This is a genomic window from Nocardioides sp. AN3 (assembly GCF_054653495.1).
In genome coordinates this window covers 340,450-359,123 of the sequence record NZ_BAAIGC010000002.1, presented here as the reverse complement: position 1 = coordinate 359,123, position 18,674 = coordinate 340,450, and the positions used below count along the sequence as shown (strand labels likewise).

At 69.9% G+C, this 18,674-nt stretch carries 21 protein-coding genes and 2 tRNA genes; 7 read left to right on the top strand and 16 right to left on the bottom strand.

Annotated features, from left to right (window positions below; translation table 11 throughout):
• Nucleotides 1–3 precede the first annotated feature (3 nt).
• The 10 genes from ACYQ1K_RS04355 to ACYQ1K_RS04310 form a co-directional block, all read right to left on the bottom strand.
• Nucleotides 4–1,527, bottom strand: coding sequence for a long-chain-fatty-acid--CoA ligase (locus ACYQ1K_RS04355; protein ID WP_459981583.1), 1,524 nt, complete (start codon nucleotides 1,525–1,527; stop codon nucleotides 4–6).
• On the bottom strand, nucleotides 1,527–1,979 hold the full coding sequence (locus ACYQ1K_RS04350) for a MaoC family dehydratase (protein ID WP_459981582.1): 453 nt from the start codon (nucleotides 1,977–1,979) through the stop codon (nucleotides 1,527–1,529). The genes ACYQ1K_RS04355 and ACYQ1K_RS04350 overlap by 1 nt, the downstream gene beginning before the upstream one ends.
• 600 nt (nucleotides 1,980–2,579) lie before the next feature.
• Nucleotides 2,580–3,026: a hypothetical protein gene (locus ACYQ1K_RS04345; RefSeq protein ID WP_459981581.1), complete on the bottom strand. Its 447-nt coding sequence runs from the start codon at nucleotides 3,024–3,026 to the stop codon at nucleotides 2,580–2,582.
• Nucleotides 3,027–4,138: 1,112 nt separating this feature from the next.
• Nucleotides 4,139–4,211: transfer RNA gene (locus ACYQ1K_RS04340), tRNA-Ala, on the bottom strand.
• Nucleotides 4,212–4,265: 54 nt separating this feature from the next.
• Nucleotides 4,266–5,144 carry a divisome protein SepX/GlpR gene (gene sepX / locus ACYQ1K_RS04335; RefSeq protein ID WP_459981580.1) on the bottom strand — a complete coding sequence of 293 codons (879 nt, stop codon included), beginning with the start codon at nucleotides 5,142–5,144 and terminating at the stop codon, nucleotides 4,266–4,268.
• 146 nt (nucleotides 5,145–5,290) lie between these two features.
• Nucleotides 5,291–5,875: a GNAT family N-acetyltransferase gene (locus ACYQ1K_RS04330; protein ID WP_459981579.1), complete on the bottom strand. Its 585-nt coding sequence runs from the start codon at nucleotides 5,873–5,875 to the stop codon at nucleotides 5,291–5,293.
• Nucleotides 5,876–5,887: 12 nt separating this feature from the next.
• On the bottom strand, nucleotides 5,888–6,367 hold the full coding sequence (locus tag ACYQ1K_RS04325) for a MogA/MoaB family molybdenum cofactor biosynthesis protein (RefSeq protein WP_459981578.1): 480 nt from the start codon (nucleotides 6,365–6,367) through the stop codon (nucleotides 5,888–5,890).
• Nucleotides 6,364–6,828, bottom strand: a complete 465-nt coding sequence (gene moaC, locus ACYQ1K_RS04320) for a cyclic pyranopterin monophosphate synthase MoaC (protein WP_459981577.1) — start codon at nucleotides 6,826–6,828, stop codon at nucleotides 6,364–6,366. Before moaC ends, ACYQ1K_RS04325 begins: the two co-directional genes overlap by 4 nt.
• Complete coding sequence (gene glp, locus ACYQ1K_RS04315) at nucleotides 6,828–8,051, bottom strand: molybdotransferase-like divisome protein Glp (RefSeq protein WP_459981576.1); 1,224 nt, start codon at nucleotides 8,049–8,051, stop codon at nucleotides 6,828–6,830. Before glp ends, moaC begins: the two co-directional genes overlap by 1 nt.
• Nucleotides 8,038–9,426 (bottom strand): UTP--glucose-1-phosphate uridylyltransferase, encoded by a 1,389-nt coding sequence (locus ACYQ1K_RS04310; protein ID WP_459981575.1) that lies wholly within the window; start codon nucleotides 9,424–9,426, stop codon nucleotides 8,038–8,040. The genes glp and ACYQ1K_RS04310 overlap by 14 nt, the downstream gene beginning before the upstream one ends.
• A gap of 23 nt (nucleotides 9,427–9,449) precedes the next feature.
• Here ACYQ1K_RS04310 and ACYQ1K_RS04305 point away from each other — a divergent pair, with 23 nt between their 5' ends.
• From ACYQ1K_RS04305 to ACYQ1K_RS04290, 4 genes are all read left to right on the top strand, one after another.
• Entirely contained in the window at nucleotides 9,450–10,076 is a 627-nt protein-coding gene (locus ACYQ1K_RS04305) for a 5-formyltetrahydrofolate cyclo-ligase (protein WP_459981574.1), read from the top strand.
• Nucleotides 10,077–10,145: 69 nt separating this feature from the next.
• The gene (locus tag ACYQ1K_RS04300) at nucleotides 10,146–10,487 is read left to right on the top strand and encodes an FmdB family zinc ribbon protein (RefSeq protein WP_459981573.1); all 342 of its coding nucleotides are present in this window, start codon (nucleotides 10,146–10,148) and stop codon (nucleotides 10,485–10,487) included.
• A 96-nt stretch (nucleotides 10,488–10,583) separates the two neighbouring features.
• Nucleotides 10,584–11,228 carry an RcpC/CpaB family pilus assembly protein gene (locus ACYQ1K_RS04295; protein ID WP_459981572.1) on the top strand — a complete coding sequence of 215 codons (645 nt, stop codon included), beginning with the start codon at nucleotides 10,584–10,586 and terminating at the stop codon, nucleotides 11,226–11,228.
• A 58-nt stretch (nucleotides 11,229–11,286) separates the two neighbouring features.
• Complete coding sequence (locus ACYQ1K_RS04290) at nucleotides 11,287–11,649, top strand: MscL family protein (RefSeq protein ID WP_459981571.1); 363 nt, start codon at nucleotides 11,287–11,289, stop codon at nucleotides 11,647–11,649.
• A gap of 53 nt (nucleotides 11,650–11,702) precedes the next feature.
• Here the strand turns inward: ACYQ1K_RS04290 and ACYQ1K_RS04285 are convergent, their stop codons facing one another.
• Both ACYQ1K_RS04285 and ACYQ1K_RS04280 read right to left on the bottom strand, forming a co-directional pair.
• The gene (locus ACYQ1K_RS04285; RefSeq protein ID WP_459981570.1) at nucleotides 11,703–11,867 is read right to left on the bottom strand and encodes a hypothetical protein; all 165 of its coding nucleotides are present in this window, start codon (nucleotides 11,865–11,867) and stop codon (nucleotides 11,703–11,705) included.
• 18 nt (nucleotides 11,868–11,885) lie between these two features.
• Nucleotides 11,886–13,304, bottom strand: a complete 1,419-nt coding sequence (locus ACYQ1K_RS04280; RefSeq protein WP_459981569.1) for an LCP family protein — start codon at nucleotides 13,302–13,304, stop codon at nucleotides 11,886–11,888.
• A gap of 163 nt (nucleotides 13,305–13,467) precedes the next feature.
• Here ACYQ1K_RS04280 and ACYQ1K_RS04275 point away from each other — a divergent pair.
• Nucleotides 13,468–13,540 (top strand) — tRNA-Arg (locus ACYQ1K_RS04275).
• A 19-nt stretch (nucleotides 13,541–13,559) separates the two neighbouring features.
• Here the strand turns inward: ACYQ1K_RS04275 and ACYQ1K_RS04270 are convergent.
• From ACYQ1K_RS04270 to ACYQ1K_RS04260, 3 genes are read right to left on the bottom strand one after another with little or no spacing between them, the layout of a single operon-like run.
• The gene (locus ACYQ1K_RS04270) at nucleotides 13,560–13,757 is read right to left on the bottom strand and encodes a hypothetical protein (RefSeq protein WP_459981568.1); all 198 of its coding nucleotides are present in this window, start codon (nucleotides 13,755–13,757) and stop codon (nucleotides 13,560–13,562) included.
• Nucleotides 13,754–14,740, bottom strand: a complete 987-nt coding sequence (locus ACYQ1K_RS04265; protein ID WP_459981567.1) for a TIGR03557 family F420-dependent LLM class oxidoreductase — start codon at nucleotides 14,738–14,740, stop codon at nucleotides 13,754–13,756. The genes ACYQ1K_RS04270 and ACYQ1K_RS04265 overlap by 4 nt, the downstream gene beginning before the upstream one ends.
• A 21-nt stretch (nucleotides 14,741–14,761) precedes the next feature.
• Nucleotides 14,762–16,006: a saccharopine dehydrogenase family protein gene (locus tag ACYQ1K_RS04260; protein ID WP_459981566.1), complete on the bottom strand. Its 1,245-nt coding sequence runs from the start codon at nucleotides 16,004–16,006 to the stop codon at nucleotides 14,762–14,764.
• A 181-nt stretch (nucleotides 16,007–16,187) separates the two neighbouring features.
• Here ACYQ1K_RS04260 and ACYQ1K_RS04255 point away from each other — a divergent pair, with 181 nt between their 5' ends.
• Entirely contained in the window at nucleotides 16,188–16,880 is a 693-nt protein-coding gene (locus tag ACYQ1K_RS04255; RefSeq protein ID WP_459981565.1) for a response regulator, read from the top strand.
• A 70-nt stretch (nucleotides 16,881–16,950) separates the two neighbouring features.
• Here the strand turns inward: ACYQ1K_RS04255 and ACYQ1K_RS04250 are convergent, their stop codons facing one another.
• A complete protein-coding gene (locus ACYQ1K_RS04250) occupies nucleotides 16,951–17,421 on the bottom strand; it encodes a flagellar protein FlgN (RefSeq protein WP_459981564.1) in 471 nt (156 codons plus the stop codon).
• Between the two features lie 259 nt (nucleotides 17,422–17,680).
• Between ACYQ1K_RS04250 and ACYQ1K_RS04245 the strand changes: the two genes are divergently transcribed.
• Nucleotides 17,681–18,568 (top strand): sigma-70 family RNA polymerase sigma factor, encoded by an 888-nt coding sequence (locus tag ACYQ1K_RS04245; RefSeq protein WP_459981563.1) that lies wholly within the window; start codon nucleotides 17,681–17,683, stop codon nucleotides 18,566–18,568.
• The last annotated feature ends 106 nt before the right edge of the window (nucleotides 18,569–18,674 follow it).

Below are 18,674 nucleotides of genomic sequence, written 5' to 3'. Positions count from 1 at the left end.
CTCTTACTTCTTGATCGAGCCCTCAAGGCTCGCGCCGAAGAGGGTGTGGACGAGCATGTGTTTAAGGATCTTGCCGGTCGCGCTGGCTGGGAACTCGGTGCAGACATGGAGTTCCCGCGGGCGCTTGTACTTCGCTATCCGGGGTGCAAGCCAGGCAAGGATCTCCTCGGATGTGGTTGTCTCGTGGCCTGCTGCCAGCCGGACAACGGCTACCACCTCCTCGCCATACAGGCTGTCGGGACGCCCGACCACAACGCCGTCTGCCACCGCGGGATGGGTGACCAGGACCTCTTCGATCTCTCGGGGGTAGACGTTGTAGCCACCCCGGATGATCAGGTCCTTCTTGCGGTCGACGATCGAGAGATAACCGGCCTCATCCTTGACGCCGATGTCGCCGGTACGGAACCAGCCATCAACCAGAACTTCGGCAGTGGCCGCAGGGTTGCCTAGGTAGCCGGCGAAGATGTTATGTCCGCTGATGACGACCTCGCCGCGTTCACCCGGCGGAAGCAGCTCAATGCGGTCGGTCACGTCCGGCCGGGCGATCTCGACAGAGACGCCCCACACCGGTCGCCCGACGGTTCCGGGTTGCCGAGGGAAGTCGGGTTGATTGAAGCAGGCCATAGGTGAGGTCTCCGAGAGGCCGTATCCCTCGAAGATTTCCGTACCGAACTCCGCCTCAAATGCCTCCATTACGGCTTTCGGGAGGGCAGCTCCGCCAGAGGCGCAGAGTCGCAGCCGGAGACTATTGTTCGGCTGGCGGCGCGCGGACTCGAGTAGCGCCACATACATCGTGGGCACGCCTTCGAAGACGCTGACGCCATGGCGCTCCATCAACTGGAGTGCATCGTCGGGCCGGAAACGAGTCATCAAGACCAAGCTGCTTCCGGCGAGCAGGCCTGCATTCATGATGCACGTCTGTCCGTAGGCGTGGAAGAGCGGGAGTGCGGCGAGGATGACGTCGTCGGGCGTGAAACCGAACAGCCTCGGGGACGCGCATATCCAAGCGTTCCATAGCAGATTGGAATGCGTGAGGACCGCGCCTTTCGGGGTGCCGGTCGTGCCGCTTGTGTAGATCACGACGGCCTCGTCTGACGGGTCCGTTCCGGTCGCTGTCAAGCTAGAGTCGTCGGTCGGCACCTCCGTCCAGGCGACGTGAGGCAGACCTGTGATTTCGGCAACTTCGGCGGCGACAAGTTCGAGCGATCCAGCGGACAGCAGCAAGACCGGAGAGCTGTCGCGAAGGGCGTGGACCAGCTCGCGTGGGGCCAGGAGCGGGTTGAGCGGGACGACGGCTGCACCCGTTGCCAGCACCGCGTAATAGGCAGCGACGAAGTGGGCTCCGTTCTCCATCAGCAAGGCGACACGCGTGCCGCGTTCGGCCCCCGATGCGCGCAGTGCCCGCAATCGCGAACGAACCTCGAATGCCAACTGGCTATACGTATGCACCTGGCCGTCAGATATCAGAGCGGGCCGCGGGCCGAAGCGGTCGGCGCTTTCCAGCAGAAGATCGCTGACACTGGTCATCAGAAGCGGCCGTTCTCGTGCAGGACGACAAGCTCGGCGATGCAGCATGGCTTGTCCGAGCCGATAGCAGTCACCTCGACGCGCACGCGTGACCGAACGCCGCGGGGATGGCACTCACTCTCAAGTAGGTCAACGAAACCTATGACCGAGGAGCCAGCGGGCAGCGGCGCCGGGAACCTAACCCGGTCCAGCCCGTAGTTCACCGTCATCTGCGCGGTCTCCACCGGCCACACTTCGGCGACCATCGAGGCCGTGAGCGAGAGCGTCAGGAATCCGTGAGCAATCGTCGTGCCGAACGGACCGTTCGCCGCACGTTCGCCGTCGACATGAATCCACTGGTCGTCGCCGGTTGCCTCGGCAAAGCGGTCGATGCGGTCCTGGCCAATCTCCAGCGGTTGCGTGACCCCCAAGCGACGGGGGCCCGCCGCCAGCTGCTCCTCGACGAATGCCATCCCAACTCTTCCCGGATCTCTGCATCTATGAACGTTCGTTCACACCTTAGGAGACGCGCTCCGTCGCGTCAACACCCCTCAGATGACGACAATTTGGGTCGTCGACGCCGTGCACTACGCGACCAAGGACATCGGCATGAACGGTCGTTCAATCGCTATTCTCCGACTCGTCGGCGTGATTGCCGCAAGGCCAGGTTCGCGCAGTCGACCCCTTCACCATCATCGCTGGCCGAGTCGCGGCAACGCGGCTTGCGCGGGAAGTCCTCCATCACGTGGTTGTCTTCAAGCGCCGTCATCGCGTTAGGGTTCGGAGACAGGCAAATCGCTGGGAGGCCGACCGCTGGTGTCAGTGATCAAGCCTGGTCAAAGGAGCAGCAGCCCGATTGTGCTGGTACGAAGCCGCCGACAACGAGAACGAGACGCCGCAACCACCTCACGCTCGCGGCCCGTCCAGGACGCGCACGGGCGGAGCGACCCTGACCTTCAAGGTCTCCACGCTCGTCCCCACGGTCCACGTCCCGCGGAGTTCGTGAGTAGATCCCGTGCGTCCAGGTGCGTCTTTAGCCCCGAGTGACGCCCCATTGGGTCTGCCTCGTGAACTCACGTGACGTGAGGTTTCGCCGACTCCCATGGCCGCTCGAAGCCGCCGAGGTAGTGGTCGAAGAGGCGGCCACCGACCACCTTACGGAAGTGCCGCACCGGCGAGTGGCTGGCCGCGGCGCCGAGGACATGGGTGTTCGCGAGCAGTGTGTCGTCGAACCGGTAGAGCGAGGCGTACAGGGTCGAGCGGTGCTCCCGGGCCTCGATGCCCGGGGTTTCAAGGAACGGCTTCCCGTACGCCCAGTTGAGCGCGCAGCGTCCGGCCATGAGTTCGCCGATGCCCTCCTCCTTCCCGCGAAGCGCCACGGCGTCGGACTGCGGATCGCCGAAGAGGAGCCGGACTCGTACGCCCTGCCGGGCCTTGGCGGCGACCTTCTCGTCGAAGTCCGCGAAGGCGTCGTGCAGGAAGCTCCCCGCGTAGGCGAGCCCGTCGATCTGGTCGGTCACACCGTCGAGCAGCTCGTTTCACGTATCCATCGAGACCGCGCCGCGGTTCGGATTGAGGGCGATCAGCTCGGCCTGGCTCGCCGCCGCTGATCGTCCATCGTCGCCGGCCACAGATACGTCTCTTCCTGCCCCAGGAGGGCCGCGACCTTCAGGCGATGCGGTCGATGCGGGACGCGATCGGTGGAGATCCAACGCTCAACCGTCTTCGGATCGACGCCGACCTGATCGGCGAACGTCGAGGGACCTTTCGGCTGTCGCACAGACGTCCCCAAACGGCCGGTAGCGCAGTGTGCGTGTCCCGGCCCGTCGCGGTTCTGGATCCATGAGTTGGTCGAGCAAGGACGGGCTCCACGAGTGCTACGTCGTGCCGGAGTACGCCGACGGACAGCGCGGACTGGGGACCACCGGCGCGGCGATTGCCGATGACCAGATCGTCGTCGGCATCGACCATGAGGAGCAAGGACCAGCGTACGTCCTGAGGCCCGCAAGCGAGGTCGTCGGGTGGCGCGCCATGTGTGACTGCCGCGATGAGCACAACGGGCAACTCCTTCCCGCGAAAGAGCGCTGGCAGGGCGATCTGCTCAACCGTGTCGCGGCCGAGCAGATGGAGGACTTCTCGGCTGGGAAGGTCTTTGCCGCCGACGAGGACGTCGCGTATGTCGGGGACCGTGATGACATCGCTGACGTTGCGCTCGCCTCGGGTTCGGGATGGCGACGAGCGTCCGCCTCTTCGAACCGGTCCAGCCAGTCGTCGACCTCGCTCAGCCGGACCGCAGTTCCCGACCCACCCGGAACCCGCGAGGACCGCGTCGTTGGCTGCGCAAGTCGTAGATGGTCTGCACGCTCACCTGCGGGCGCGAGGCGAGCTCGGAGAGTGAGAGGACCGCCATCTCGGTGGCGCCTCACGGGCTGCTCTGGGGTAGGTGCTGGTTCTGTGTGTTTTGGTGTCCATGCCGAACAGGTGCACCAACGACGCCGAGCGGCTCCGAGAGCCGTCGAAGACCCACTCCGACGAGCTCGGACAGAGCACTGAACTGCCGAGTAGATGCCGAGAAGCCATGCCCTTCCTCCCTTTCGGGATTCCGGACATGGCCTCTGACCAGCAACAACGGTGGAGGTGAGGGGATTCGAACCCCTGGCCTTCTCATTGCGAACGAGACGCGCTACCAACTGCGCCACACCCCCGAGTGCGTCGGAAACGTTAGCATCGCCCGACGCGGGTCACGAAATCAGGGTGGGTCACGCTCCGCTGGCGCGCCGCTGCGCCGGAGCGGCCTCGGCGGGTGCGGAGCGAACTGCGGACGCCTGCTGCGCGAGGACACTGTCGGCCGCCGTGCGGCCCGAGGTCCAGACGCCGGTGGAGTCGAGGTCGATCGCGTTGACGGCGCGGCGGGGCGCCGCCGGCTTGGAGACGTACGTCGGCAGGGTGACCGGCACGAGCTCCCAACCGTCGCCCGACGCGATCGGCTCGGCGACCTGAGCGTGAACCACCGGCACCTCGGCCGTGTCGTCGCTGATCGCCGCGTGCGAGCCGGTGGCGTCCCGTTCGACGCGGTCAGTCACCCGGGGGACGGGCGGCCGGCGATTCGCAGCCCGCTCCCATGTCACCATCTTCCGGCACGCGACGAGCCACCCAACCACGAGCGTGACCGGCAGCACCACCCACCACGAGCTGATGACCTGGCCCGCGGCGAGCGCACCGACCATCGCGAACAGCAGGAGGAGCGACCCGAGCACGCGGCGACGACGGCGGGCGGCGCGGGACGCGGCGCTGCGGCGTACGAACGTCTGGGCGGCGAAGAAGCCGGTCTGCTCCAGGTCGGGCACGACGTCGGGCACCGCATCGGGCGCGACGTCGGACACGGCGTCAGCCAGATCGTCAGCGACCGGCGCGACGTCGTCCAACGGCTCCCGATGGGTCGCGGGCTTGCGGCTGGTGACCAGCCGGGTGCTGCGGCGGTCGACGGGCTCGCGGCGCGCGAGGACGCGCAGGCGGTGCGAGAACTTGTCGACCGAGCGGGTGCGCGCACCGGCTTCGTGGTGCTCGAGCGCCTTGGGGATGAGGTAGGCAGCCCACGCGAGGGCGAGGCCGAGGAAGATGAGGGCGCTGGGATCCACGTACGAGAGGTTAGAAGCGCTAGCGCAGCCGTGGTCGGATGTCCACTGGTGTGTCGCAAATTGCTGGTGTGACGGAAGTGATTCGAGGACGTCATGCGAGCTGGTGGCCGGAGCAGCCACTTCGTAGGACGTCCCGCCCCGGCAGGTCAGCGCACCCGCGAGATCAGTCCGCCACGAGGCGCGTCCTCGACCGTGACGCCGTAGAGCCGGTGGTCGCGCCACGCGCCGTCGATGTGGAGGTAGCGGGGCGCGTAGCCGATCTCCGGGATGCCGAGCTTCTCGACCACGCGCAGCGAGTTGGAGTTCTCAGGCCGGATCGCCACCTCGATGCGGTGCAGTCCGGTCGCGAAGCAGTGGTCGATCACCAGCGCGACGGCGCGGGGCACGACGGCGCGGCCGGCATACGCCACGTCGATCCAGTAGCCGATGGAGGCGAACATCGCCGATCCACGGACGATGTTGGAGACGGTGACCTGGCCGACGAAGTGGCCCTCGACCTCGATCGCGAACGGGTAGGCGTTGCCCTGCCGGGCCGCCTTGCGCAGCCGCCGCACCAACGAGCGGAAGGTCGTCGGGCGTGCGTCGCCGCCCGGCGGCACGGTGGCGTCCCAGGGCCGCAGCCACGCGGCGCTGCGCTGACGGGCGGCGCGCCACTCGGCGGCGTCGGACGCCTCCAGCGGCCGGACCGTCACCTCACCGGACCGCAGGGTCGCGGGCCACGCCTCAGTCATGACGTCGCGTCACTAGTGATCACTGCCCACCGACTGCTCGACGGCGTGGGGCAGCACCGCACGCAGGACCTCGATGGCGTCCTTCACCCCGCCCCGCGAGCCAGGCAGGTTCACGACGACGCACCGGCCCGCGAGACCGGCCAGGCCCCGCGACAGCATCGCGGTGGGGACACCCTTCGCGACCCCTGCGGCGCGGATCGCCTCGGCGATGCCGGGGATCTCGCGGTCGAGCAGCGGACGCGTCACCTCGGGAGTGAGGTCGGTCGGCGTGAGGCCCGTCCCGCCCGTGGTGAGGACGACGCGCGCCCCCGCCTCGACGAAGCCGCGGATCGCTGCCCCCACCGGCTCGCCGTCACCGACGACGGCGGGCTCCCCCACGAGGAACCCCAGGTCGGCGAGGAACGCCGTGAGCAGCGGCCCGGTGGTGTCCTCGTAGACCCCCGCCGAGGCCCGGTTGGAGGCGACCACGACGCCGGCCGGAAGGTGCGTCATCGGTGCCAGTCCCCCGACTTGCCGCCGGTCTTGGACTCGACGCGCACGTCGGTGATCACGGCTCCCTTGTCGACCGCCTTCACCATGTCGACCACGGTCAGCGCGGCCACCGTCACGGAGGTGAGCGCCTCCATCTCGACGCCGGTGCGGTCCGTCGTGCGCACGGTCGCGCTGATCTCGACCGCGTCGTCGGCGACGGTGAGATCGACGGTGACGCCGGAGATGGCGAGCGGGTGGCACAGCGGGACGAGCGACGGCGTCTGCTTCGCCCCCATGATCCCGGCGATGCGGGCGACCGCCAGCGCGTCACCCTTCGGGACGCCCTCGCCGCGCAGCAACGCCACCACCTCGGGAGAGACGAGCACGCGACCAGTGGCCGTGGCGGTGCGGGCCGTGACGTCCTTGCCGGTCACGTCGACCATCCGCGCGGCGCCGGACTCGTCGAGATGGGTGAAGTCCATCAGCTCTCCTCGTCAAGCAGGAGGACGTCGACCTTCGAGCCGGTCTCGAGGGCGGTGGTGTCCTCATCGATCACGATGAGGCAGTTGGCGTTCGCGAGGTCACCGATGAGGTGGGAGCCAGGGCCCCCGACGGGGCTGACACTCTGGCCGTCGTACTCCCCGCGCAGGAACTGACGAAGCCCCGGCCGCGAGGTGACCGCGTGGGTCAGCCGGGCCGGGACGACGGGCCGGACCTCCGGCCGCATGCCCATGAGCCGGCGCAGAGCGGGCAGCACGAAGACCTGGAAGGAGACGTACGACGAGACGGGGTTGCCCGGCAGCGTGAAGATCGGGACGCGGTCCTCCCCCACGCGGCCGTAGCCCTGCGGCTTGCCGGGCTGCATGGCGACGCCGCCGAACCAGACACCCTGGGGCCGCAGCGCCTCCTTGACGACGTCGAAGTCGCCCTGCGACACGCCACCGGACGTCACCACGAGGTCGGCGCGGACCAGCTGGTCGCTGAGCGCCTCGAGGAACGTCGCCGGCTCGTCGGGGACGATGCCGACCCGGTAGGCGATGGCCCCGGCGCGTCGCGCGGCGGCGGCCAGCATGTAGGAGTTCCCGTCGTAGATCGAGTCGTGGCCGAGCGGCTGCCCGGGGTCGCGCAGCTCGCTCCCGGTGGAGAGCACGACGACGCGCGGGCGCGGTCGGGCGGCCACCGTGGGCCGCCCGACGGCGGCGAGCAGCCCGATGTGGCGGGGGCCGAGCACGGTGCCCTCGCTGACGACGACATCTCCGGCGCGGACGTCGTCGCCGAGCGGCCGGACGTGCTCGCCCTTCTCCCGCGGCGCCTGCGAGACCACGACGCGGGCGACGCCTCGGTCGGTCCACTCATACGGCACGACCGTGTCGGCGCCCGCCGGCATCGGCGCACCCGTCATGATCTTGGCCGCCGTGCCGGGCGAGAGGGCGAGGAGGCCGGCCTGACCGGCCGCGATCTCGCCGACGACCGGCAGGTGCACCGGCCTCTCGGGGGATGCGGCGGCCACCTCCTCGAAGCGGACCGCATAGCCGTCGTGGGAGGAGTTGTCGAAGCTCGGCAACGACACCTCGGCGCGGACGTCCTCGGCGCTCGCGAGGCCGTAGGCGTCCATCAACGGCTGGGGGTAGGCCGGCAGCGGCTCGATGTCGGCGAGGATCCGCTCGCGGAGCTCGTCGACGGAGATCAGGTCACTGGGAGGCACCGGATGACAGTACCGAGTCCGGTGCGACCCGCTGCGCTTTGGCGCTCTCGAGCTCGACGGCGCCGATGACCTGGACGCCCTTGCCGAAGGTCCAGTCGCCCCCCACCTTGAGTGAGGTCGCCTTGCGCAGCGACGGCATGCCGTCGGGGAAGCGGCGCTCGAACTCAGCGACGACCTTGTAGTACTTGTCGTCGAGATCGATGAACGGCACCTCCTCGACCGTCCGGTCCAGCACGAAGCCGTCGGCGAGGTCATAGACGTCGGAGCGGAGCACCAGCAGGTCGTTGGTGGTCTTGACCGGCACGAACCGGTCGCGCCCCACCTCGATCAGCGCCGAGCCCTCGAAGACCTCGATCGCGGCACCCATCGCGGTCTCGACCTGGATGACCTCGGGCGAGGCCTTGTCCGCCGGGTCGACGTGCTTCTGGTTGCGGATCAGCGGCAGCCCGAGGATGCCGCCGCGCTGGTCGAGTGTCCGCTTCATCTCACGCAGGTCGAACCACAGGTTGTTCGTCGAGCAGAAGCGGTGGCGGCTGAGGTCGCTCAGCGCCTCGATGTCCTCGGGAAGCGTCTGGGCCGTCTCGCGCAGGATGATCCGGCCGTCGGACTTGCGGCGGGCGAAGTGGCCGCCCTTGCGGTCGCTCGGCGTACGTCGCACCGCCTCGATCGCGAACGGCGCGCCGCTGGTGGCGAACCACCCGGCGACCAACGGGTCGGGCACGGCGCCGAGGTTGTCGGAGTTGGAGACGAAGACGCGCTCGTAGCCCTCCTCGATCAGTCGATCGAGGAGGCCGCTGCCCCGCAGCGCGGTGTAGAGGTCGCCGTGTCCGGGCGGACACCACTCCTGGTCGGGGTCCTTCGGCCAGCTGACCGGCGAGAGGTCCTTGACGAGAAGCTTGGGCTCCTTGTTCTGCAGGAACTCCAGCGGGAGGCCGTCGACCGGGAGGTCGGTGTAGCGCGCCACCGCGTCGAGCGTGTCGCTCGAGGTGCGGAACGAGTTCATGAAGATGAGGGGCAGCGGGGCGTCGTACGTCGTCCGCAGGTGGAGGATCTGGCGGGCGATCACGTCGAGGAAGGACAGCCCCTTGCGCACGCACAGGAGCGACTTCGCCCGGTCCATCCCCATCGACGTGCCGAGGCCGCCGTTGAGCTTGATGACCGCCGTCGTCCGCAACGCCGCGGCCGCGTCCTCGTCCGACACCGAGACGTCGGCCAGAGCCGGCATGTCGACCGGCTCGATCGTCGACTCGGGGATCATGCCCGTCTCACCGTGCTCGAGGAGCCGGTAGTAGTGGGCGAAGGTCTCGACCGCGACCTCGTCCACGCCGGCGTCTCGCATCTTGGCGACCGCCTTCTGGAGCCCTGCGCTACCCATGGGTTCGATCGTAGGCTGACCGGGTGGCCGACCGGCAATCGCTCTCCGAATCTGGATCACACGGGCCGGCAGGCATGTCGGCGCGCAAGGTGGGTACGCGCGACCAGCTGCTGGCCGCGCGCCGTCGGCGCGCCCTTGTCGAGGTGGGCGCGGCCGCGGAGGAGATCGCGGCACATCTGCTCGCGTCGGAGGAGGTACGCCGGGCCGCGACGGTGGCGGCGTACGTCTCGATGGGCACCGAGCCCGGCACCGGCCTCCTGCTCGACGCCCTGCTCGAGCGTGGGACCCGGGTGATCCTGCCGATGCTGCAGCCCGACAACGACCTGGACTGGGCCGTGCACACCGGTCCGCTGGTGCCCGCGCGGCGTGGGCTGCTCGAGCCGCCCGGTCCGCTGCTGGGCGTCGACGCGGTCGCGACCGCCGACCTGGTGCTCGTCCCGGGGCTCGCGGTCTCCGCCGCGGGCGAGCGGCTCGGCCGGGGCGGCGGCTCCTACGACCGTGCGCTCGCGCGTGTGCCCGTGAGGACCCCCGTGTGGATCCTTCTCTACGACGACGAGGTCGGCCTCGACGTCCCGGTCGAGCCGCACGACCGCCGCGTCACCGGCGCGGTGACCCCGTCGGGAATCGTTCGCCTTCGCCCGACGTTCTAGGATTGGCAATCGCCGGCGGCGAGTGCTAAATCAAGACGTCGGCTGAGCGTGTCGAGACCAGGAGTGATCGTGCCTACCTATCAGTACGCCTGCACCGAGTGTGGCCACGCCTTTGAGCAGGTCCAGACCTTCACCGAGGACGCCCTCACCGTCTGCCCGTCGTGCGACGGCAAGCTGCGGAAGGTCTACAACGCCGTCGGCGTCGTCTTCAAGGGCTCCGGCTTCTACCGGACCGACAGCCGCGGGTCGTCGCCCGCCGCTGCCGCCAGCTCGTCCACCGGCTCTGACTCCTCGTCCAGCTCTTCGGGGTCCTCCGACTCGTCCGGGTCCTCGAGCTCCTCAGGCTCCTCGGCCGGGTCGTCGAGCGGCGGCTCCACGACGTCGACCGCGGCCGCGGCCTCCGCCAGCTGACCATCACCGCTTGACAGGCGGTCGCGCCGTCCGGGTGAGGGCGCGGCCTGTGGAGAGCCGAGCGCGCCCAGCCCGGATCCGGCTTAGCGTCGAGTGGTGCTCCCTCCTCGCCCCGTCCGACTGCTCGCCCGCGTCCGACGCCGCCTGCTGGCGCATCGACGCCTGCTCGCGGGTCTGCTGACCGCAGGCGCCGTCGCGGCCGGCCTGCACGCGCTCGCTCCGGCGGGGGCGGCGACGGTGGCGGTGAGCGTCGCAGCCCGCGACCTGTCGGCGGGCACCACCCTGGCGGCCGCTGACGTGAGGACCGCCCGGCTGCCGCCGGGCGCCGTGCCGGACGGCGCCAGCAGGGCAGTCGCCGGGAGCGTGCTGGCGGCGCCCGTCCGGCGAGGGGAGCCGATCACCGACGCTCGGATCCTCGGCCCCGGTCTCGTCACGGCCGACTCCGGCCTCGTCGCACTGCCGATCCGGCTGTCCGACGGCGCCATGGCGGAGCTGCTCGGTCCTGGTGACCGGATCGATCTCTACGCCGTGGCGGCGAGCGGGGACGGGTCCGCCTCAGGCGCGACACGCGTCGCGGACGGCGTCCGCGTGCTCGCGGTGCCGCCGCAGAAGGACTCCGCGGCCTCCGGCGCAGCCGGGCTCAGCGGGCGTCTGATCGTCGTGGGCCTGCCGCCGGACGAGGTCGCCTCGGTGACCGACGCGTCGGTGCGGTCCTTCCTGACCTTCGCCTTCGATCACTAAGGTCGGCACGGGCCAGCAGGCCTCCCACACCTCGGACGATGCATGGAGAGACGCCACGATGACCGGATTCAAGAACTTCCTGCTGCGCGGCAACCTCGTCGAGCTGGCGGTCGCCTTCATCATGGGCACCGCGTTCGCGACCGTCGTGACGGCCACCGTCGCCCTGATCATGGGGCTCATCGGCAAGGCGGGCGGCCACCCGGACTTCTCGTCCTGGAAGCCGGGCGGCCTCCTGCTCGGCGCCTGGCTGACCGCGCTGATCTCGTTCCTGATCATCGCCGCGGTCGTCTACTTCTTCATCATCATGCCCTACACGGCGGCCAAGGCGCGCTACTTCCCCGCCAGCGACGAGCCCGGCACCCCCGAGGACGTCGCCCTCCTCACTGAGATCCGCGACCTGCTCGCCCAGCGCGCGGTCTAGTCGCCCGCCGGCCATCTGATCGCCTCGAGCGGTCGGACCGACCGCTCGGCGGGTCAGGAGCCGTGGTGCGGCGGCACCTGCGCCTTGAGCCAGGCGTCCGACCCGCGCTCCGTCGGGTCGGGCTCGTCCCGTTCGTCGCGGGTCGTGTCCGGCAGGACGTCGCCGAAGATGCGCGCGAGCCGACGCTTGCGCTCCCACTCAGGCTCGGTCTCAGTCATGACGTCTCCTCGGCACGCTCAGGAGCAGAGCCCGACCTGCTCGCGGGCCTTCCTCTGCGCCTCGGTGAGCCCACCCGAGGCGTTGGTCGAGGACGAGGGGCCGCCCGCGGACGGGCTCGCCGTCGGCGAGGAAGACGGCGTCGACGAGGCGGAGGCCGAGGGCTTGGAGGAGGCCGAGGGGCCGCCGGAGGGCGAGCGTCCGGGCGCCGTGTCGACGTTGATCGAGTCGGCGGTCAGCGCATCGCCGAGGGGGCGGTCGTTCTTGATCCGGTCCCAGATCCTGTTCGCTTCGGAGGTCCACAGGACGCGGCCGCTCTCCGTGCCGCTGCCGTAGACGAACGGCACGGTGATGAACTTGATCTTGTCGAGGCCGATGTTCTTGAACTGCAGCGCCAGCCCGGCCAGATCCTGGATGTTGCCGAGGCCTGTCGAGGCGACCTCGGAGAGCTCCAAGGACTTGGTGGCGGCCCGCAGGAACTTCACCACCTTGATCGGGTTCGCCAGGGTGTTGGCGGTCATGACCTTGCTGATCATCGACGCGATGAAGGCCTGCTGCCGGCGCGTCCGGCCGATGTCGGACCCGTCGCCGATGCCGTGGCGGACCCGGACGTAGGCGAGGGCCATCTTGCCGCTCAGCTTGTGGGTGCCCTGCTCGAAGGTCGTGTTGGTGTAGGTGTCGTGGAACGTCTGCGGGACACACACGTCGACGCCGCCGACGGCGTCGACCATGCCCTTGAAGCCGCCGAAGTTGACCACCACCGAGTAGTCGACGGCGATGCCGGTGTCGTGCTGGAACTGGCTGATCGTGCACGCTGGGCCGCCCTCGGCGAACGCCGCGTTCCACATCGTCCGGCTCGCGGCCGGGATGATGGTGCCGTCGGGCTTCTTGCACTCGGGTCGGTCGACGAGGGAGTCACGCGGGATGCTGATGCCGTAGGCGTGCTTCCGGTCGCGGGAGAGGTGCAGCAGGATCGTGGTGTCGGAGAGTCCCGCGGTCTTCTCGTTGTCGACGCCACAGCCCGCGCAGGAGCGCGAGTCCTCCCCCATGATCAGGATGTTGACCGGGTCGGTCGGGCCGGTGAACTGCACCTTCTTCGGCGTCTTCTCGACGAACTGGCTCTGGTAGTGAGCGATCGTCAGGTTGCCGTTGAGGTCGCGGTAGAGGTAGGCCACCCCCAAGCCGGTGACCATGGCCATCACGACCAGCGTGGTGAGCACGACCTTGAGGACGGTGTGCCGCCGGCGCGTCTTGGCGCGGCGGGCGCCGCCCCGCACGGCCCGCGACGAGGCACGTCGCGCCACCCGCGGGTCGCGCACAGGGTCATCGGTCTCCGCCAACCGCGGGTCGCGCGGACGGATGACCGTGTCCTCCATCTCGTCACGGTCGTCGGGAGACGGGCCACCGACGTGGGCAGGGGGCTGCTCGACGTCGGTCATTGGTCACCATCGCTCGGATCGTTCGCGGCGCATCCCTCATGCGTCCTGGCGAGAGAGTACGTGGATCGATCAATTGTGACCGGCAGTTCGGGCGAACCCCAAACGCGCGCCTCCCCCCGCGGTTTCGTCCCAGCCGCGCGCCGGTGCCAAGATGTGCAGGTTCGCCCCTATAGCTCAGAGGATAGAGCGCCGGTTTCCTAAACCGGGCGTCGCAGGTTCGATTCCTGCTAGGGGCACCTTGTGTGCAGGGGCGCCTCACACGTCGCCGCCGCGGCGCTGCCCCTCCTGCTGCTCCCGGGGCGTCGAGGTCGGGCCTTGGGGGTGGACGTCGAGCCGCTCGCGGTCGGTCGCCACGTCGCGGTTGCGCCGCCGGTCGAGGCTGAAGGCGAAGATGTACCACCCCGCCCAGGCGGCCCCGACGACGACGGCGATGACGATGAGCCACCAGGTCATGACGATGCTCCCTTCTGTGCGGCGTCGGCGGCCTGGCCGCGCACGGCGGGCAGGACCTCCTTGCCGAAGGCGTTGATCATGTCCTCGTAGTGCGGCCCCATGTTGGCGACGTAGACCTCCTCGAAGCCGGCCTCGAGGTAGGGCTGGAAGGACTCGACGTGCCGTTGCACGTCAGGGCCGGCGATGATCGCGTCGCGCGTCTGCTCCCGGGTGACGAGCGTCGACGCCTGCTCGAAGTGGCGCGGCGTGGGCAGGATCTGCGCCAGCTCGCCCGGCAGCCCGGCGTTCGCCCACAGCCGGTGGGCGTGGTCGACGCCCTCGTCCTCCGTCGGCGCCCAGGCGGCCTTGAAGCCAGCCATCGCCGGCTTGCCGCCGGAGACGCGACGGAACATGTTCAGCAGCTCGGTGTCGGGCGTGGTCGTGACATAGCCGTCGCCGATCCGGCCGGCGAGCTCGGTCGCCTTGGGACCGAAGCCCGACACGTAGACCGGCGGCGGCGCCTCGGGGAGCGTGTAGATCCGAGCGTTCTCGACGGTGTAGTGCCGACCGCGGTGGCTGACCTCCGCACCGGTCCACAGCCGCCGCATCACCTCGACGGCCTCCTCCAGCATCTCCAGCCGCACGTCGGCCGAGGGCCACGGGTCGCCGTTGATGTGCTCGTTGAGCGCCTCGCCGCTGCCCACGCCGAGGCGGAACCGACCCTCGTGCAGGACGGCGGCGGTCGCCGCCGCCTGCGCGGTGATGGCAGGGCCCATCCGCATCGTGGGGCAGGTCACCGCGGTCGTGACCGGAAGCGTGGTGACCCGGGACAGAGCGCCGATGACGCCCCAGACGAACGGGCTCTCGCCCTGCTCGTCGTTCCACGGGTGGTAGTGGTCGCTGATCCAGAGCCCCTCGAAGCCTGCCTCCTCGGCGAGCGCCGCCTGCTCGAGCAGCTCGTGGGGGCCGTACTCCTCGCACGAGAGGAAGTAGCCGATCTTCATGGCGGGCCTGTACCCGTGCCGTCAGGGGCGATGCGTCTCGGAGATCGTCTCGAAGCGCAATCCGGTCTCCTGGAGGCGGGCGAGGAGTCGATCGCCCATCGCCTGGGCGGGGGTGACCTGACCGGAGCTGGTGGGGTTGTCGTCGAAGGCCAGCGAGAGTGCCGACTCGGCCAGCATCTTCGCCGTCTCCGTGTAGCCGGGGTCACCGCCCGACACGCGGGTGTGCACGCGCCGGCCACCCGTCTCGCCGACGAGGTCGACCGTGAACCACGACGAGGCCCGTCGGCGCTCCGAGGGCCCCTCCCCCTGCGGGAGCCGACGACCGAGCGCGTCGCGGAGCGGACCGACCTGCGCCGCCAGGGCGAGGCCACCGACCGCTGCGGCGCCACCGAGCGCGTAGCGCAGGGTCCGCGTGCCCGCGAAGTGGGAGTAGGTGAACCTCGGACCGTACGACGGCAGCGCCGCACCGCTCCGAGCGACGATCAACGGGTCGATGGTGGGAAGCGGCAGGAGCCAGTAGCCCAGCTCGCGGTCGCGGCCGGGCCGACCCTTCACGGCACGGGAGGACCGGCCACCCGTCCGAGGCTCCACCGCCCGTCGCGCTCGGGCCGCCTCGGCGACCTGGCGGGCCCGAGCGAGCTGACCCAGCGCCGATGCGAGGGTGCCGCCCGACGGCGTCGCCCCCGCACGGACGACCCCACGCACGGCCAGCGGCTCGGTGATCGGCCCCGACCGCTCGAGCTCCCGCACGAGGTGCAGGACGCCGAGGTCGTGCGGCACGGAGTCGAACCCGGCGGCGTGGACGAGGCGCGCCCCGGTGCGGACGGCGGTCGCGTGATGGGCCAGATACATCCGGTCGACGAACTCCGGCTCACCGGTGAGGTCGACGTAGTCGGTCCCCGCGTCGGCACAGGCGCGGACCACCGACTCTCCGTGCTCGAGGTAGGGACCGACTGTCGTCACGAGGACCCGCGTGCGCTGGGCGAGCGCCGCCAGGGAGGTCGGGTCGCCGACGTCGGCGACGAGGAGCGGCACCTCGGCGGAGTCCGAGCCACGGGTGGAGCCGGCGGAGTCCGAGCCACGGGTGGAGCCGGCGTACGCCGCCCCGACGGTGTCGCGCACCGCGCGCAGGCGCTCCACGCTTCTCCCGGCGATCCCCCATCGCAGCCCTCCGGGCGCGTGCTCGGCGAGGTAGGACGCGGTCAGCCGGCCGGTGAACCCGGTGGCGCCGAGCAGGACGATGTCGAGTTCGCGATCGTGGGTCACTGCCCCAGCCTGTCACGCACCCGTTCCGGGCGGCGGGTGCACAGGTGAGCGCAGCGAGCCGCGGTCTCCGCGAACGCCGCGGTAGTCACTTCGGGCTAGGTGTGCAGCCGTTCGGGGGATCCTGGGACGGTCTCCACGATTTGGCTGCGGAGGAGTTCTCCGGTCACCACAATCGGGAGCCATGGGTGGCCATATCCGCGTGTTCCTCGTCGACGACCATGAGATCGTGCGACGAGGAGTGAAGAACCTGCTGGAGTCCGAGGGCGACATCGAGGTCGTCGGCGAGGCAGCGACCGCCGCCCAGGCGATGGAGGCGATCCTGGCCGCGCGCCCGGACGTCTGCGTCCTCGACGCCAACCTGCCCGACGGCTCCGGCATCGACGTGTGCCGAGAGGTGCGCGCCGTCGACCCGAGCATCAAGGGCCTCATCCTCACGACCTACGACGACGACAGCGCCATCTCGGCCGCCATCCTGGCCGGCGCCGCGGGCTACGTGCTCAAGCAGATCGAGGGCAGCTCGCTGGTCAGCGGCGTGCGCCTCGTCGCGAGCGGCCACAGCCTCATCGACCCGGCCGTCGCGGCGCGCGTCGTCGAGCAGGTGCAGTTCCACCGCCGCTCCCTCGACCTGCTCACCGACCTGACCCCACAGCAGAGCAAGATCCTCTTCCTCATCGCCGAGGGGCTGACCAACCGCCAGATCGCCGAGCGCCTCTTCCTCGCCGAGAAGACGGTCAAGAACCACGTGACGGGACTCCTGGCCCGCCTCGGCGTCCAGCACCGCACCCAGGCCGCCGTGCTCGCGCTCAAGCTGCGCGGCGAGGGGGGCCAGAACGACGCCGTGTCGCCACGCCCGGTCGCCGAGCCCGCCTACTGACCTCCTGCCCGATCAGCGACGCTCCGATCGGGCGGGCTCGACACGGAAGGGACCGCGGGAGCCGCCGAGGTCAGAGGCCAGGGTCGACGAGGTGAAGGGCGGGTTGCGTCACCGCCGTGCCGCTGTCGCTGACGCCCTCGGCTGTGCCGTGGACCGCGAGGAAGGTCTGATGCCCCGCGCCATAGGCCGGCATGGCCAGCCCGTCGCCCTCCGAGATCTCCGCGATCTGGCGGGTGAGCGCCAGGAAGGCGTCACGATGGTCGAGCAGGATCGTCCGCCACGGCTCCTCGGCGCACATGGCGAGCCTCGCGAGGCTCGGGTCGGAGTCGAGACCGAGTGTCCGCGCGGCCTCACCGGCTGCGATCGAGCGGAGGATCTCGATGCTCCGCAGCGTGGTCAGCACGTCCTCGACGTCGCGGCTCGCCCGGTCGACCCACCGTGTGTTGCCGATGTCGACCACGAGGCGCTCGATCCCGAGCCTGTAGGCGAGCAGCTCGAGCAGCTCCCGCTCACGCCAGAGAACCAGCGACAACTCCTCCACGCCGCCCCTTCCGCCGTCTCCGCGACCCGAGGGAACGGCCCGCACCACCTCTCATCGCTCGGACCGAGCACAAGATGAGGGCTTGTGGGGCACCTGTTGCCCGACGTTTGACTTTGAGGCCAATAGTCCTCAAGTAGTCCGTTCGGGTGTCTTGACAGGCGGTCCAGAACTAGGACTAGGGCCCTAATTCGTCGTGCGTTCGACGGATTTTGACGCGTAACGGAAGCATCTTGGCAACAACCTTGCCACAGTCCTTCTCGTGACCGACCACCACGGCGACCCCCGCGCCGAGGATCTCGTCACCAGCACCATGCCGCTGGTGGGACACATCGTCCGCGAGACCATGGGGCGAGTGCCATCCCACGTCGTTCGCGACGATCTGACGTCCGCCGGCCTCACCGCTCTCGTGCAGGCCGCGCAGGCCTACGACCCGGAGCGCGGCGTGCCCTTCGAGCGGTATGCCGCCACCCGCATCCGTGGTGCCGTGCTCGATGAGCTGCGCAGCGTCGACTGGGCCTCCCGCTCGGTGCGCCGCCGTGCCCGCGACCTGGAGGAGACCAGGACCCATCTCTCGCACGCCCTCGGCCGCACGCCGACGCTGGCCGAGGTGGCCACCGCCCTGGGGATGTCGGTCGAGGAGGTGGTCGCCAACGACGACGACGTCAACCGGGCGCAGGTGCTCTCGCTCCAGGCAGCGACGGCGTCCTCCCTCGACGAGCTGCTGCCGGCTCGCGCGCCCAGCCCGGAGCAGATCGTCGAGCACCACGAGAAGCTCACCTACCTGGTCGAGGCGGTCGCCGAGCTGCCCGAGCGGCTGCGCATCGTCGTGCAGGACTACTTCTTCGCCGAGCGTCCCATGACCGAGATCGCGGCGGAGCTCGGCGTGACCGACTCCCGGATCTCGCAGATGCGGGCTGAGGCGCTCGTCCTTCTCCGCGACGCGCTCAACCATGCGCTCGAGCCGAGCATGGTGCGGCCCGTCGGCAAGCCGGGCGGCTGCGCGAGCCGCCGTCGCGAGGCCTACTTCGCTGCGGTGGAGGCTCGGCACGCTCAGGCCTCCTCCCCCAAGGCGCCTGTGGGTCGACGCTCCGACACCGTCCGACGGCCGCCGCACCATATGCCCAGCCGACTCGACGCAGCAGGCTGAGGGAGCCCTCGGAGCCCGCCATGATCATCCGGTCCGAACCTGCCCCGCCGGCCGCCATCCCCGTTGGCGCCGTACCCATACCGTCGCATTCGGGGCGACGTCGAGA

Coding starts and splice junctions, on each gene's coding strand:
- ACYQ1K_RS04310 (WP_459981575.1), bottom strand. CDS start 9,426: ATGGGTAGCGCAGGGCTCCAGAAGGCGGTCGCCAAGATGCGAGACGCC.
- ACYQ1K_RS04285 (WP_459981570.1), bottom strand. CDS start 11,867: ATGACTGAGACCGAGCCTGAGTGGGAGCGCAAGCGTCGGCTCGCGCGC.
- ACYQ1K_RS04330 (WP_459981579.1), bottom strand. CDS start 5,875: ATGACTGAGGCGTGGCCCGCGACCCTGCGGTCCGGTGAGGTGACGGTC.
- ACYQ1K_RS04290 (WP_459981571.1), top strand. CDS start 11,287: ATGACCGGATTCAAGAACTTCCTGCTGCGCGGCAACCTCGTCGAGCTG.
- ACYQ1K_RS04255 (WP_459981565.1), top strand. CDS start 16,188: ATGGGTGGCCATATCCGCGTGTTCCTCGTCGACGACCATGAGATCGTG.
- ACYQ1K_RS04350 (WP_459981582.1), bottom strand. CDS start 1,979: ATGGCATTCGTCGAGGAGCAGCTGGCGGCGGGCCCCCGTCGCTTGGGG.
- ACYQ1K_RS04265 (WP_459981567.1), bottom strand. CDS start 14,740: ATGAAGATCGGCTACTTCCTCTCGTGCGAGGAGTACGGCCCCCACGAG.
- ACYQ1K_RS04325 (WP_459981578.1), bottom strand. CDS start 6,367: ATGACGCACCTTCCGGCCGGCGTCGTGGTCGCCTCCAACCGGGCCTCG.
- moaC (WP_459981577.1), bottom strand. CDS start 6,828: ATGGACTTCACCCATCTCGACGAGTCCGGCGCCGCGCGGATGGTCGAC.
- ACYQ1K_RS04270 (WP_459981568.1), bottom strand. CDS start 13,757: ATGACCTGGTGGCTCATCGTCATCGCCGTCGTCGTCGGGGCCGCCTGG.
- ACYQ1K_RS04280 (WP_459981569.1), bottom strand. CDS start 13,304: ATGACCGACGTCGAGCAGCCCCCTGCCCACGTCGGTGGCCCGTCTCCC.
- ACYQ1K_RS04355 (WP_459981583.1), bottom strand. CDS start 1,527: ATGACCAGTGTCAGCGATCTTCTGCTGGAAAGCGCCGACCGCTTCGGC.